The organism is Pseudomonas sp. MF08875, assembly GCF_059862525.1.
This window is the reverse complement of record NZ_JCBCUW010000012.1, coordinates 32,050-46,444: the sequence shown is the minus strand read 5'-3', so window position 1 is coordinate 46,444 and position 14,395 is coordinate 32,050. Positions and strand designations below refer to the sequence as shown.

The following is a 14,395-nucleotide window of genomic DNA, read 5'->3' as shown; positions in this document are numbered from 1 at the left end:
CGCCCGCGATGGCAGCCCCCGGTGCTAAAGCGAAGCCCGCTCACCTTCAGCCGCCACCGCCACCGCCACCGCTGGCGCTACCGGCAACCGGCGCATCTGCTCGCAGCCCCACAACACCCGCTCCGGGGTGGCCGGGGCGTCGATCTTCGGTTGCTGTTTGTAGTCGCCCAGGCTGGCCACGGCGTCCTTGATGGCGCACCAGGCCGCGATGCCGAGCATGAACGGCGGCTCGCCCACGGCTTTGGAGTGGAACACGGTGTCTTCCGGGTTTTTGCGGTTTTCCACCAGGTGCACGCGTAAATCCACAGGCATGTCGGCCACGGCCGGGATCTTGTAGCTGGCCGGGCCGCTGGTCATCAGCTTGCCCTTGGCGTTCCACACCAGCTCTTCCATGGTCAGCCAACCCATGCCCTGGATGAAGCCGCCCTCGACTTGGCCGATGTCGATAGCCGGGTTCAGCGAGGCGCCGACGTCGTGGAGGATGTCGGTGCGCAGCATTTTGTACTCGCCGGTCAGGGTGTCGACGATCACCTCGCAGCACGCCGCGCCGTAGGCGAAGTAGTAGAACGGCCGGCCGCGCGCCTGGCTGCGGTCGTAGTAGATCTTCGGGGTTTTGTAGAACCCGGTGCTCGACAACGACACCTGGGCGAAATACGCCTGCTGCACCAGGGCCTCGAAGCTCAGGATGTGGTCGCGCACCCGCACGTGGCCGTTGTGGAACTGCACGTCTTCTTCGCTGACCGCGTACTTGCGCGCGGCGAACTCCACCAGGCGTTGCTTGATGATTTGGGCGGCGTTCTGCGCGGCCTTGCCGTTGAGGTCGGCGCCGCTGGAGGCGGCGGTGGGCGAGGTGTTGGGCACCTTGTCGGTGTTGGTGGCGGTGATCTGCACCCGGTCGGTTTCCACCTGGAACACCTCGGCCACCACCTGCGCGACCTTGATGTTCAGGCCCTGGCCCATCTCAGTGCCGCCGTGGTTGAGGTGGATGCTGCCGTCGGTGTAGATGTGGATCAAGGCGCCGGCCTGGTTGAGGAAACTGGCGGTGAAGGAAATGCCGAACTTCACCGGCGTCAGCGCCAGGCCTTTTTTCAGGATCGGGCTGTGGGCGTTGTAGCGGCGGATGGTTTCGCGGCGCTCGGCGTACTGGCTGCTGTCTTCCAGTTGCGCGGTCATCTCCTCGAGCATGTTGTGCTCGACGGTTTGGTAGTAGTGGGTGACGTTGCGCTCGGTTTTGCCGTAGTAGTTGGCCTTGCGCACCGCCAATGGGTCGAGGCCCAGGTGCCGGGCGATGGCGTCCATCACTTCCTCGATGGCGACCATGCCCTGGGGGCCGCCGAAGCCGCGGTACGCGGTGTTGGAGGCGGTGTTGGTCTTGCAACGGTGGCCGTTGATGGTGGCGTCGCCCAGGTAGTAGGCGTTGTCGGCGTGGAACATGGCGCGGTCGACAATCGAGGCCGACAGGTCCGGCGAGCAACCGCAGTTGCCGGCCAGCTCCAGGGCTATACCGTGCAGGCGCCCGCGGCTGTCAAAGCCCACGTCGTACTCGATATAGAAGGGGTGGCGCTTGCCGGTCATGAGCATGTCTTCGACCCGTGGCAGGCGCATTTTTGTCGGTTGGCCGGTCAGGCGCGCGACCACCGCGCACAGGCACGCGGGGCTGGCGGCCTGGGTTTCCTTGCCGCCAAAGCCACCGCCCATGCGGCGCATATCGACGACGATGTGGTTCATCGGCACATCCAGCACCTCGGCCACCAGTTTCTGCACCTCGGTGGGGTTCTGGGTGGAGCAGTAGACGATCATGCCGCCGTCTTCGGTGGGCATCACCGAGGAAATCTGCGTCTCCAGGTAGAAGTGTTCCTGCCCGCCGATGTGCAGGTTGCCCTGGATGCGGTGCTCGGCGCCGGCCAGGGCCGTGGCCGAGTCGCCGCGTTGGTGGGTGTGGCTGTCGAGGACGAAATGGCGCTTGCGCAGGGCCTCGACTACGTCCAGCACTGGCTCCAGGTCTTCGTATTCGATGATCGCCGCCATGGCGGCGCGGCGTGCGGTGTCGAGGTTGTTGGCAGCCACCGCGAGTACCGGTTGGCCGACGAACTGCACGTCATCGATGGCCAGCAACGGATCGCCCGGCAACAGCGGGCCGATGTCCTTGAGGCCAGGAATGTCCTGGTGGGTGATGACGATGCGCACGCCCTCGATGGCGTAGCACGGCGCCGTGTCGATGCTCAGGATGCGCGCATGGGCGCGGTCCGACAGCCGTGCATAGAGGTGCAACTGGTTGGGGAATTCCAGGCGATCGTCGATGTACTGCGCTTCGCCGCTGACGTGCTTGGCCGCGCTGTCGTGCTTGACGCTGCGGCCTACGCCTGTGGTCAGGTCCTGGGCGAACAGCTCGGCCAGTTCGGCCTGGGTTTTTTCCACTGCGTGATGGTTAGACATAAGCGGTCACCCGGGTTTCGATGTGCGGTGTTTGCAGTTCGATGAAGTACTTGCGCAGTAGGTTTTGCGCGCTGAGCAGGCGGTACTCCTTGCTGGCGCGAAAATCCGAGAGCGGGGTGAAATCCTCGCCCAGGGCCGCACAGGCCTTCTCCACGGTAGCGGCGTTCCAGGTCGCGCCCCGCAGCGCCGCCTCGCAGGCCGTGGCCCGTTTCGGGGTGGCCGCCATGCCGCCGAAGGCGACGCGGGCCTCGGCCACCACACCCTGTTCGATGCGCAGGTTGAACGCGGCGCACACCGCCGAGATGTCGTCGTCCAGGCGCTTGGACACCTTGTAGGCGCGGAACGCCTGGGCGGCATTGGCCTTGGGCACGATGATCTTCTCGATGAACTCGCTGTCCTGGCGGGCGGTGACGCGGTAGTCGATGAAGTAATCCTCCAGCGCCAGGGTGCGCCGGGTGTTGCCCTTGCACAGAACGATCTGCGCGCCGAGGGCGATCAGCAGGGGCGGCGAGTCGCCGATGGGCGAGGCGTTGCCGATGTTGCCGCCCAGGGTGCCCTGGTTGCGGATTTGCAGCGAGGCAAAGCGTTGCAGCAGTTCGCCGAAGTCCGGGTACTGGGCCTTGAGAGCCGCGTAGCAGTCGGAGAGGGCGGTGGCGGCGCCGATTTCCAGGCGATCATCGAAGTCTTCGATGCGCTTGAGCTCGGCGATGTTGCCGACGTAGATCATTACCGCCAGGGTGCGGTGCAACTGCGTCACTTCCAGGGCCAGGTCGGTGCCGCCGGCCAGCAGGCGCGCTTGCGGGTAGGCGTCGTAGAGGTCGGCCAGGTCGGCAACGGTCAGGGGCACCAGGCAACGTTTGTCGCCGCAGTTGAGCTCGCCGGTTTCGGTGGGCGCGATGGCCTTGAGGCGGGCGATGGTCTGGGCTTCTTGCGCGTCGAACTGATCGGGCTGCCGGGCGCAACAGGCCTGCTCGGCGGCCGCGAGGATCGGCCGATACCCGGTGCAGCGGCACAGGTTGCCCGCCAGGGCTTCGTGGGCCTGGTGGCGGTCGGGCGCGCAGCTGTTTTTTTGCAGGGCGAACAGCGACATCACAAAGCCCGGCGTGCAGAAGCCGCACTGCGAGCCGTGGCAATCGACCATGGCTTGCTGGACGCTGTGCAACTGGCCCTGGTGCTTGAGGTCTTCGACGCTGATGAGCTGCTTGCCGTGCAGTGACGAGACGAACGTCAGGCACGAGTTGAGGCTGCGATAGCGGATCCGCTCGCGGCCATCGGCCTGGGTGTGCAGCTCGCCCACCACCACTGTTCACGCGCCGCAATCGCCGCTGGCGCAGCCTTCTTTGGTACCGGATTTGCCCAAGTGTTCGCGCAGGTAATCGAGCACGGTCAGGTTGGGGTCCAGGGCGTGCTCACGGCGGAGTTCCTGGTTGAGTAAAAACTGGATCACGGAAGGCCTCGCAGACTCGTTTTATTGTTGTTAACCGCTGGTTGGGCCGAATCTAGTCATGTCTGACTTTTCGGTCAATTCTTTTCTGACCTAATGGTCAGGAAATGCAGTTGCGCAACCTTGAAAGTATGGTCCAGATCCCCGTGGTTGCTGGCGCGCAACGGTTTTTCGCGGCTTCTGGGTATCGCCCAGGAGGTTGATGGCGGCCACGGTAGGTTTTCAGGTATACGCTGCGTATTTCATGCCAATTGCGCCGTGCGGGCCCTGCGCCATCAGCGGCAATTGCGCTACACTGCGCCGCTTGTACTGATCGAAGATTTCGAAGGAAAACCATGACGTTCAAGGCGCCGGACAGCCTCGCCGAGCAAATTGCTCACCACCTCGCCGAACGCATCATTCGCGGGGACCTCAAGCCGGGGGAGCGGATCCAGGAACAGAAGGTCACGCTGGCGCTTAATGTCAGCCGCGGTTCGGTCCGCGAAGCCCTGCTGATCTTGGAACGCCGCCACCTGATCGCCATCCTGCCGCGACGCGGCGCCCACGTGACCGAACTCACCGCCCACAAGCTGCAAAGCCTGTGTACGTTGATGAGCGAGCTGTACATCCTGTTGGGCAACGCCGTGGCCAGCGGTTGGCTGGTGCAGGCGGACCTGGCGCCGTTTTTGCAAATCCAGCAGCGCCTGACCGCCAGCTATGAGCGCCAGGACATCCGCACCTTTGTCGACGACAGTTTCAGCGTGATGCGCGCCGCCTATCCGTTCGCCAACAACCCGTACCTGCAAGAGACCGTGGAAAACCTGCAACCGGCCATGAGCCGCGCGTATTTCCTGGCCCTGGAGCAGCGCAAGTCGGAGATGAGCGAGTATCTGGAACTGTTCGAGCAACTGCTGGGCGCCGTCATGGCCCGTGACCTGCCGCACATCCGTATCGTGCTCTCGGCCTACGCCCAGCGCAGTTGCAACCTGATGCTCTCTGCGTTGGCGGATGCCTAAGCGTGCGGCTCAAGTGCATCAAGTTGGCGGGGTTCAAGTCGTTCGTCGACCCCACGACGGTGAACTTCCCCAGTAACATGGCCGCGGTCGTCGGGCCTAATGGCTGCGGCAAGTCGAACATCATCGATGCCGTGCGCTGGGTGATGGGCGAGAGTTCGGCGAAGAACCTGCGCGGCGAGTCGATGACCGACGTCATCTTCAACGGCTCCACCAGCCGCAAACCTGTGAGCCAGGCCAGCATCGAGCTGGTGTTCGACAACTCCGACGCCACCCTGGTGGGCGAGTACGCGGCCTACGCGGAAATCTCCATCCGCCGCAAAGTGACCCGCGACAGCCAGAACAGCTACTTCCTCAACGGCACCAAGTGCCGACGCCGCGACATCACCGATATCTTCCTCGGCACTGGCCTGGGGCCGCGCAGCTACTCGATCATCGAGCAGGGCATGATCTCCAAGCTGATCGAAGCCAAACCCGAGGATTTGCGCAATTTCATCGAAGAAGCGGCGGGCATCTCCAAATACAAGGAGCGGCGCCGCGAAACCGAAAACCGTATCCGCCGCACCCACGAAAACCTGGCGCGCCTGACCGACCTGCGCGAAGAGCTGGAACGCCAGCTCGAACGCCTGCACCGCCAGGCCCAGGCTGCCGAGAAGTACCAGGAATACAAGGGCGAGGAGCGCCAGCTCAAGGCGCAACTCTCGGCCCTGCGCTGGCAGGCGCTGAACGAGCAAGTGGGGCAGCGCGAGGCGATCATTGGTAACCAGGAAGTCAGCTTCGAGGCGCTGGTGGCCGAGCAGCGCAACGCGGACGCGAGCATCGAGCGCCTGCGCGACGGGCACCATGAACTGTCCGAGCGCTTCAACTTGGTGCAGGGCCGCTTCTATTCCGTAGGCGGCGACATTGCCCGCGTCGAGCAGAGCATCCAGCACGGCCAGCAACGCTTGCGCCAATTGCAGGACGATCTCAAGGAAGCCGAGCGCGCACGCCTGGAAACCGAGTCGCACCTGGGCCACGACCGCACCTTGCTGCTGACCCTGGGCGAAGAGCTGGGTTTGCTCACCCCGGAGCAGGAAGTCACCAGCGCCGCCGCCGAGGAGGCTGCCGCGGCCCTGGAAGAATCCGAAGCCACCATGCATGGCTGGCAAGAGCAATGGGACAGCTTCAACCTGCGCAGCGCCGAGCCGCAGCGCCAGGCCCAGGTTCAGCAATCGCGCATCCAGCAGTTGGAAACCAGCATGGAGCGCCTGGCCGACCGGCAGCGCCGCTTGAGCGAAGAACGCGCCTTGCTGGCGGCCGACCCGGAAGATGCAGCGATCCTCGAACTCAACGAACAACTGGCCGCCAGCGAAGCCACCCTCGAAGATTTGCAGGCCAGCGAAGAAGCCCAGGTCGAACGCCTGGAACAACTGCGCCAGGACTTGCAGCGCGCCAGCCAGAGCCAGCAGCAGGCCCAGGGCGAGTTGCAGCGCCTCAACGGCCGCTTGGCTTCCCTGGAAGCCTTGCAGCAAGCGGCGCTTGACCCAGGCACCGGCACCGCGCAGTGGTTGCGTGAGCAAGGGCTGGCCGAGCGCCCGCGCCTGGCCGAAGGCCTGAGCGTGGAAGCAGGCTGGGAGCTGGCGGTGGAAACCGTGCTCGGCGCCGACCTGCAAGCGGTGTTGGTGGACGATTTTGCCGGGGTCGACCTGGCGGGGTTCCAGCAGGGCGATTTGCGCCTGCTCAGCCCCGCCCGCGACGGCGTGCGGGTGCCGGGCAGCCTGCTGGACAAAGTCGAGGCACGGGCCGATCTGTCGCCGTGGCTGGGCCAGGTGCGGCCGGTGGAAAGCCTGGACCAGGCCCTGGCGCTGCGCGGCCAACTGGCGGCGGGCGAAAGCCTCATCAGCCGTGACGGTTATTGGGTCGGCCGGCACTTTTTGCGGGTGCGCCGCGCCAGCGAAGCCGAAAGCGGGGTGCTGGCCCGGGGCCAGGAAATCCAGCGTCTGGGGGAGGAACGCGAAGAACGCGAAGCCCTGGTCGAAAGCCTCGAGACCCAGTTGCAAACCCTGCGCGCCCAACAGCGCCAACAGGAAAACGGCCGCGAACACCTGCGCCGCTTGTTGCAGGACGAAGCACGCCAGCAAGGCGAATTGAAGGCCCAGCTCTCCGCCGGCAAGGCCAAAGCTGAGCAGTTGACCCTGCGCCGCAGCCGCCTCGACGAGGAACTGACGGAGTTGGGCGAACAGCGCGCCCTGGAGCACGAGCAGGTCGGCGAAGCGCGCTTGCAGTTGCAAGAGGCCCTCGACAGCATGGCCCTGGACACCGAGCAGCGCGAACTGCTGTTGGCCCAGCGCGACAGCCTGCGCGAGCGCCTTGACCGTGTGCGCCAGGAGTCCCGCAGCCATAAGGATCACGCCCATCAATTGGCGGTACGCCTGGGTTCGCTCAAGGCGCAGCACGACTCCACGCGCCAGGCCCTGGAACGCCTGGAGCTGCAATCAGAACGCCTGAGCGAGAAGCGCGAACAGCTGAGCCTCAACCTGGAAGAGGGCGAGGCGCCGCTGGAAGAATTGCGCCTCAAACTCGAAGAGTTGCTCGACAAACGCATGACCGTGGACGTCGAACTCAAGACCGCGCAAATTGCCCTGGAAGATGCCGACCGCGAGTTGCGCGACGCCGAGAAACGCCGCAGCCAGGCCGAGCAGCAGTCACAGTTGATCCGCAGCCAACTGGAACAGCAACGCATGGAGTGGCAGGCCTTGACCGTGCGGCGCGCGGCCCTGCAAGACCAGTTATTGGAAGATGGTTACGACCTCCATGGCGTATTGGCCACATTGGCCGCTCAAGCAAACGAGAAAGAGGCCGAAGAAGAGTTGGAACGCATCGCGGCGCGTATCCAGCGGCTGGGGGCGATCAACCTCGCGGCCATCGACGAATACCAGCAGCAATCGGAGCGCAAGCGTTATCTGGATGCCCAGAATGCCGACTTGGTGGAAGCCCTCGACACTTTGGAAAACGTGATCCGCAAGATCGACAAGGAAACCCGCAACCGCTTCAAGGACACGTTCGACCAGATCAATGGTGGGCTACAGGCACTCTTTCCAAAAGTTTTCGGTGGCGGCAGCGCTTATTTGGAACTGACGGGCGAAGATCTACTCGATACAGGGGTAACGATCATGGCGCGCCCACCGGGCAAGAAGAACAGCACCATTCATTTGCTCTCCGGCGGAGAGAAAGCCCTGACGGCCCTGGCGCTGGTATTTGCCATCTTCAAGTTGAACCCGGCGCCGTTCTGCATGCTCGACGAAGTTGACGCACCGCTGGATGACGCTAACGTTGGACGCTACGCCCGGTTGGTCAAAGAGATGTCGCAGACCGTGCAGTTCATCTACATCACCCACAACAAGATCGCCATGGAAATGGCCGATCAGTTGATGGGGGTGACCATGCATGAGCCAGGCTGTTCAAGGCTTGTGGCGGTGGACGTCGAAGAAGCGATGGCTATGGTGGAAAGTTAGGCGGCAAGTTGTAAGTGGCATGCTGCAAGCGGGTAGGTAGTTGGCTTGTGGTTTGTAGGGTTTAATCTACTGCTGCTGTAAGGGCTTTTACCGTCCAGCACGAAGATGGCTAAATGACACAATTTGCGTGTCAACATTGACAGACGGTGTAAAGTTCTCTTTGGTCGTGCTAGTTTAATGTCAATTTTTCGTATGCGTGGGCAAAACGCCTGTCAGAACATAGAGTTGGCGCCACGTTTTAAAGGGGTTTGCAGCTTGCTAAACCCTTTATTCATCAGCATTTTTCATAGAGGCACGGGATTACATGGAAATCGGTCTGCGCGAGTGGCTGATCGTCATCGGCATTGTTGTCATTGCCGGTATTCTTTTCGATGGCTGGCGCCGCATGCGCGGCGGCAAGGGCAAACTCAAGTTTCGCCTGGACCGCAACCTGTCCAATTTGCCCGATGACGACAGCGGCGGCGCTGAGCTGCTGGGGCCGCCCCGTGTGCTGGACAACCATAAAGAACCGCAACTGGATGAGCATGACTTGCCATCCGTCAGCATGCCGGCCCGCGAGCCCCGTGAAGCGGGCAGTAAACGTGGCAAGCGTGGCGGCGAGCCACAGCAGGGCGACTTGAACCTCAACCTGGACTTGGAAGAAGGCCCAGGTTTCAGTGCCCGCGACACCGATTTCTCCGAAGAGCCGCGGGTGGCCAAGGCTGCCGCGGAAAAAGATCAACCCCAGGCCGAAGAAGTCCTGGTCATCAGCGTGATCTGCCGCGACAGCGGCGGTTTCAAGGGCCCGGCCCTGTTGCAGAACATCCTGGAAAGCGGCCTGCGCTTTGGTGAGATGGATATTTTCCACCGCCACGAAAGCATGGCTGGCAACGGCGAAGTGCTGTTCTCCATGGCCAACGCGGTCAAGCCAGGGGTGTTCGACCTGGACGATATCGACCACTTCAGCACCCCGGCGGTGAGTTTCTTCCTTGGCCTGCCGGGCCCGCGTCACCCCAAACAGGCGTTCGACGTGATGGTCGCCGCCGCCCGCAAGCTGTCCCAGGAACTCAATGGTGAGCTCAAGGACGACCAGCGCAGCGTGTTGACCGCCCAGACCATCGAGCACTATCGCCAGCGCATCGTCGAGTTCGAGCGCCGCGCCCTGACCCAGAAGCGTTGAGTCGCCGGCGCCGGGTTGGCTGGCGCCGCATTGAATAAACACAGAGCAGCCTCGGCTGCTCTTTTGCATTTTGAGAAAACCCCCATGACCGCCGCTCAAACCCGCATCTTGGAACTCCGTGCCGAACTGGACGAGCACAACTACCGCTACCACGTCCTCGACGAACCGAGCATCCCGGATGCCGAATACGATCGCCTGTTCCACGAACTCAAGGCCCTGGAAGCCGCCCACCCGGACTTGGTCACCAGCGACTCGCCTACTCAACGTGTGGGCAGCACAGCGCTGTCGGCGTTCACCCAGGTGCGCCATGAAATGCCGATGCTCAGCCTGGGCAATGCCTTTGAAGAAGCCGACATGCGCGAGTTCGATCGGCGGGTGGTCGAGGGCCTCGACTTGCCGGCCGGCGACCTGTTTGGCGCGGGCGCCGAGGTGCAGTACAGCTGCGAACCCAAGCTCGATGGCCTGGCGGTCAGCCTGCTGTACCAGGACGGCGTGCTGGTGCGCGGCGCCACCCGCGGCGACGGCACCACGGGTGAGGACATCAGCGTCAACGTGCGCACCGTGCGCAATATTCCGCTCAAGCTCAAGGGTTCTGGCTGGCCGGCCACGCTGGAAGTGCGCGGCGAAGTCTATATGTCCAAGGCCGGTTTCGAACGCCTCAACGCCACGCAGCTTGAGGCCGGCGGCAAAACCTTCGCCAACCCGCGCAACGCCGCGGCGGGCAGCCTGCGCCAATTGGACTCGAAGATCACTGCCAGCCGCCCGCTGGAGTTCTGCTGCTATGGCTTGGGCCAGGTCTCGGCAGAGTTCGCCGACACCCACATCGGCAACCTGCAACAGCTCAAGGCCTGGGGCTTGCCCATCAGCCACGAGTTGAAACTGGCCAACGGCATCGCACAGTGCCTGGATTACTACCGCGACATCGGCGCGCGCCGCGATGCGCTGCCCTACGAAATCGATGGTGTGGTGTTCAAGGTCAACAGCCTGGCGGCGCAGCGTGAGCTGGGCTTTCGCGCGCGCGAGCCGCGTTGGGCGATTGCCCATAAATTCCCGGCGCTGGAAGAGCTCACCGAGCTGCTGGACGTGGAGTTCCAGGTCGGCCGCACCGGCGCCGTCACGCCGGTGGCGCGCTTGAAACCGGTGAAGGTGGCCGGGGTCACGGTGGCCAATGCGACATTGCACAACATGGACGAAGTGGCACGCTTGGGCCTGATGATCGGTGACACGGTGATTATCCGCCGCGCCGGCGATGTGATCCCGCAAGTGGTGCAAGTGGTCACCGAGCGCCGCCCGGCCGATGCCCGGCCGGTGCAGATCCCCGAGTGCTGCCCGGTGTGCGGCTCTCATGTTGAACGCACACAACTGGTTAAGCGCAGCAAGGGCCGTGAAACGTTCAGCGAGGGCGCGGTGTATCGCTGCGTCGGGCGGCTGGCCTGCGGTGCGCAGCTCAAGCAGGCGATTATCCATTTCGTCTCGCGCCGGGCCATGGACATCGAAGGCCTGGGGGAGAAAAGCGTCGAGCAGTTGGTGGACGAAGGCTTGGTCCGTTCGCCTGCGGACCTGTACATCCTACGTTTCGAGCAGATCGTGGGCCTGGAAGGCTTTGCCGAGCTGTCCAGCAACAACCTGCTGGCGGCGATCGCCGACAGCAAGCGCCCGGGCCTCGCGCGCTTCATCTATGCCCTGGGCATCCCCGATGTGGGCGAGGAGACCGCCAAGGTGCTGGCGCGCTCCCTGGCCTCCCTTGAGCGCGTTCAACAGGCCTTGCCGCAGGTGTTGACCTACTTGCCGGATGTTGGCCTGGAAGTGGCCCACGAAATCCACAGCTTTTTTGAGGACGCCCACAACCGCGCGGTGATCGAGCAACTGTTGGAGCGCGGCTTGCAGATCCAGGAGCAGGGTGAGTTGGCGGCCGAGTTCGCGGCCAGCGCCACCCTCGACGGCGTGATCGACAAGCTCAACATTCCTTCGGTGGGGCCGGGTGGGGCGAAGAAGCTCGCCGACAAGTTCGGCACCTTGCAAGGGGTGATCGACGCCGATTGGCTGGACATGCGCCAGGCCCTGCCCGAGAAGCAGGCCAAGGCTGTGCGTGCGTTTTTCGATGAGCCACACCACGTCGCCCTGGCCCTGAGCATCGAGGCTCAGCTCAAGGCGTTCGGCATGCACTGGGAGAGCGAGAAAAAACAGGTCGAAGGCTTGCCGCTGGCGGGGCAGACCTGGGTGCTGACCGGTTCGCTGGAGCTGATGAGCCGCGACGTGGCCAAGGTCAAACTGGAAAGCCTGGGGGCCAAGGTCGCCAGCTCGGTGTCGGCCAAGACCCATTGCGTGGTGGCCGGGCCGGGCGCGGGCTCGAAGTTGGCCAAGGCCAATGAGCTGGGGCTCAAGGTGTTGGATGAAGCGGCGTTCGTTGCCTTCTTGGGGCAGCACAACATCGCGGTGTAAGCGGCCCGTGGGAACGATCCATGCGGGGCGTTGATCTAGTGCAGACCACTGGAGGAAATCGCCATGTACCGCTTCTTCGAGCAGCTCGGCTCGCGCATCGCCGCCCCCTTTGCGAGCGGGCCATCGCGCAACAGTAAGGTTTGGGCGTGCCGCTGCGGCCAGGCGCTGTTTTTCCGTAACAGCCAGTGCCTGGCCTGTTCCGCGGCCCTAGGCTATCAACCCGTGCCGGGGCGGCTGACGTCGCTGCAACCGGCCGATTCGCCCGAAACCTGGTGGCTGGACGCCGATCCCCAGGCCGGCGCCTTTGTGCGCTGCGCCAATCTCGACACGCCGGCGGCCTGCAATTGGCTGGTGCCGGCCGGGGAGGGCCAGGGCTTGTGCGTGGCATGCCGATTGAATCGCACCATCCCCGATCTTTCCTTGGTAGAAAACCACGAGCACTGGCGCAAGGTAGAAATCGCCAAGCGCCGCCTCGTCGCGCAGTTGCTCGACCTGGGCTTGCCGGTCATCGCCAAGCGCGAGGACGAGGCGACGGGCCTGGCCTTCGATTTCGTCGGCACCGACCTGCAAGGGCGCAACCCCACCACCGGCCATGCCGACGGCCTGATCACCCTGGACATCAAGGAAGCCGACGACGCTCACCGCGAACGGGTGCGGGTGCAGATGGGCGAGCCCTACCGCACCTTGCTCGGGCATTTTCGCCATGAGGTGGGCCATTACTATTGGGATCGGTTAATCGCGGGCAGCCAGTGGCTGGGGCCGTTCCGCCGCGTATTCGGCGATGAGCGCGACAGCTATGCCCAAGCCCTGGAGCGGCATTACCAGGAAGGTGCACCGACGCACTGGCAGCAGGGGTTCGTCAGCGCCTACGCAACCATGCACCCGTGGGAGGACTGGGCGGAAACCTGGGCCCACTACCTGCACATGATGGATGCGGTCGATACGGCTCTGGGCTTTGGCATGAGCGCCCGGGAAATGGAGTTGGACTACCAACCGTTTCCCCTCGAAACCCTCTACGACCCGACGCATCCCGGCGGGCCGATGTTTTTGGCGTTCGTCAACGCCTGGATCGAATTGGCGGGCATGCTCAACGAGTTGTCGCGCAGCATGGGGCAGCCGGATTTCTACCCTTTTGTGCTGCCGGCGGCGGTGATTGCCAAACTGCATTTCGTGCACTTGGTGATTGCGCAGGCGGGCGGGCGGGCCGAGGCCGTGGTGCAAAGCCAGTAGGGCCGGGCGTATCGCACAAGTGCTTGAGTGCCCTGGTTTTTTTATCTGAAGGCGGTGGTTGTAACTTCTCGTCAGATCGGTACAATGGCGCGGCTCGCCTGCTGGCGAGCGTCGTTATGGTGACCCCATCGGTCCCCCCGCAACGATTACCCGTGAACCTGGTCAGAGCCGGAAGGCAGCAGCCACAGCGGGAACATTGTGTGCCGGGGTGTGGCTGGTGGGGTCGCCACCTTAACGCCAAGCCTTTTGCTTATCGGCCTTGAGCGTCTGCTGCTGGTAGTCCTGATTCCCCTCTCTGTCTTCTTTTGAATTTCGCTCACTGCGAGTGAGGTTTGTCTGTGTCCGCAATGTGCGCCTGCGCGCCCGACAAGTGGCGCGCAAATATTCAAGGCACAGTTACCGGGGGCGATAACCGCGCCTTGTTTTTTTCTACTGGGCACTAAGGCTTGGACAAGGCCTGGTCTACCGCTGCGATCAGCTTTCCCAGATCCTTCGGGGTGGCTTTGTGTATGACACCGAACAAGTAGGCTCGCTGTTCGTCTTCATCGCCCAGATCCGCGAAAAAGGCTTTCAGTTTTACCCCCAGCACATCGGCAAGCAAGAACAGGGCTTCAACGCTGGGTGTGTAGGTGCCGGTTTCGAAGCGGCTGATGGTTTTAGGATCAAAACCGGTTTTTTCACCTAGTTCAGCCTGAGTAAGCCCCGCTACCTTGCGGTAACGCCTGATGGCTGGACCCAAACTTGAAATTTGCATCGCTTAATTCCCATTTAGAATCAAGAACTTAACGATAAATCTTCGCATTAGACAACGCCATGATTCATCACCTTGCTTTGCAAAATGTGATGTATTTCGTAGAATCGGCACTCCGGGCTGACAATCGGTGAACTGCGTTGAGAGAACAGGTTTGACGAATAGGAATCATTGCTGCCGTGTTATTCATTTAAAACAGGCACTTGGCAGTGAGTGAAGGTATTGGCCAATTGTCATCGACCTGTTTTGCTCCAGATTTGCCTGATTGCGTCATTAACCCTAGTTGAACTTCATTCCTGTGCGGGAAATGCCCGCTAAAACATTAGGAACATTAGGCGCCTGGACCCTGGGGTGAACAACCGCTTTATCTTGCGTGTAACAGGCCCATCAACCCGCCCCGTGTCGATTCCGGGGTGGGTGTATTGAATGCTGTTTATGGAGCTTTAA

Annotated in this window: 7 protein-coding genes, 1 other RNA gene and 1 pseudogene; 6 read left to right on the top strand and 3 right to left on the bottom strand. The window is 62.8% G+C overall.

Going from position 1 to position 14,395, the window contains the following annotated elements:
* Window positions 1–24 precede the first annotated feature (24 nt).
* On the bottom strand, window positions 25–2,436 hold the full coding sequence (gene xdhB / locus AC19YT_RS09160) for a xanthine dehydrogenase molybdopterin binding subunit (RefSeq protein WP_500610134.1): 2,412 nt from the start codon (window positions 2,434–2,436) through the stop codon (window positions 25–27).
* Window positions 2,429–3,883 (bottom strand): annotated as a pseudogene (xdhA, locus tag AC19YT_RS09155) (xanthine dehydrogenase small subunit). Before xdhA ends, xdhB begins: the two are co-directional and overlap by 8 nt.
* Before the next feature lie 332 nt (window positions 3,884–4,215).
* Between xdhA and AC19YT_RS09150 the strand changes: the two are divergent.
* From AC19YT_RS09150 to ffs, 6 genes are all read left to right on the top strand, one after another.
* On the top strand, window positions 4,216–4,875 hold the full coding sequence (locus AC19YT_RS09150; RefSeq protein ID WP_095107594.1) for a GntR family transcriptional regulator: 660 nt from the start codon (window positions 4,216–4,218) through the stop codon (window positions 4,873–4,875).
* Between the two features lie 2 nt (window positions 4,876–4,877).
* Entirely contained in the window at window positions 4,878–8,366 is a 3,489-nt protein-coding gene (gene smc, locus AC19YT_RS09145) for a chromosome segregation protein SMC (RefSeq protein WP_500597492.1), read from the top strand.
* A gap of 304 nt (window positions 8,367–8,670) precedes the next feature.
* Window positions 8,671–9,525, top strand: coding sequence for a cell division protein ZipA (zipA, locus tag AC19YT_RS09140; RefSeq protein ID WP_095107596.1), 855 nt, complete (start codon window positions 8,671–8,673; stop codon window positions 9,523–9,525).
* An 84-nt stretch (window positions 9,526–9,609) separates the two neighbouring features.
* The gene (ligA, locus tag AC19YT_RS09135; protein WP_500610133.1) at window positions 9,610–11,967 is read left to right on the top strand and encodes an NAD-dependent DNA ligase LigA; all 2,358 of its coding nucleotides are present in this window, start codon (window positions 9,610–9,612) and stop codon (window positions 11,965–11,967) included.
* A gap of 63 nt (window positions 11,968–12,030) precedes the next feature.
* Window positions 12,031–13,197 (top strand): zinc-binding metallopeptidase family protein, encoded by a 1,167-nt coding sequence (locus tag AC19YT_RS09130; protein WP_095107598.1) that lies wholly within the window; start codon window positions 12,031–12,033, stop codon window positions 13,195–13,197.
* Window positions 13,198–13,323: 126 nt separating this feature from the next.
* Window positions 13,324–13,420, top strand: an RNA gene (gene ffs, locus AC19YT_RS09125) — signal recognition particle sRNA small type.
* Between the two features lie 216 nt (window positions 13,421–13,636).
* On the opposite strand, the gene AC19YT_RS09120 is transcribed toward ffs, so the two are convergent.
* Entirely contained in the window at window positions 13,637–13,951 is a 315-nt protein-coding gene (locus AC19YT_RS09120) for a helix-turn-helix domain-containing protein (RefSeq protein ID WP_095107599.1), read from the bottom strand.
* Window positions 13,952–14,395 lie beyond the last annotated feature (444 nt).

Excerpts from the sequence above, each read along its gene's own strand:
- AC19YT_RS09130 (WP_095107598.1), top strand. The coding sequence starts at position 12,031 with ATGTACCGCTTCTTCGAGCAGCTCGGCTCGCGCATCGCCGCCCCCTTT.
- zipA (WP_095107596.1), top strand. The coding sequence starts at position 8,671 with ATGGAAATCGGTCTGCGCGAGTGGCTGATCGTCATCGGCATTGTTGTC.
- ligA (WP_500610133.1), top strand. The coding sequence starts at position 9,610 with ATGACCGCCGCTCAAACCCGCATCTTGGAACTCCGTGCCGAACTGGAC.
- AC19YT_RS09120 (WP_095107599.1), bottom strand. The coding sequence starts at position 13,951 with ATGCAAATTTCAAGTTTGGGTCCAGCCATCAGGCGTTACCGCAAGGTA.
- AC19YT_RS09150 (WP_095107594.1), top strand. The coding sequence starts at position 4,216 with ATGACGTTCAAGGCGCCGGACAGCCTCGCCGAGCAAATTGCTCACCAC.
- xdhB (WP_500610134.1), bottom strand. The coding sequence starts at position 2,436 with ATGTCTAACCATCACGCAGTGGAAAAAACCCAGGCCGAACTGGCCGAG.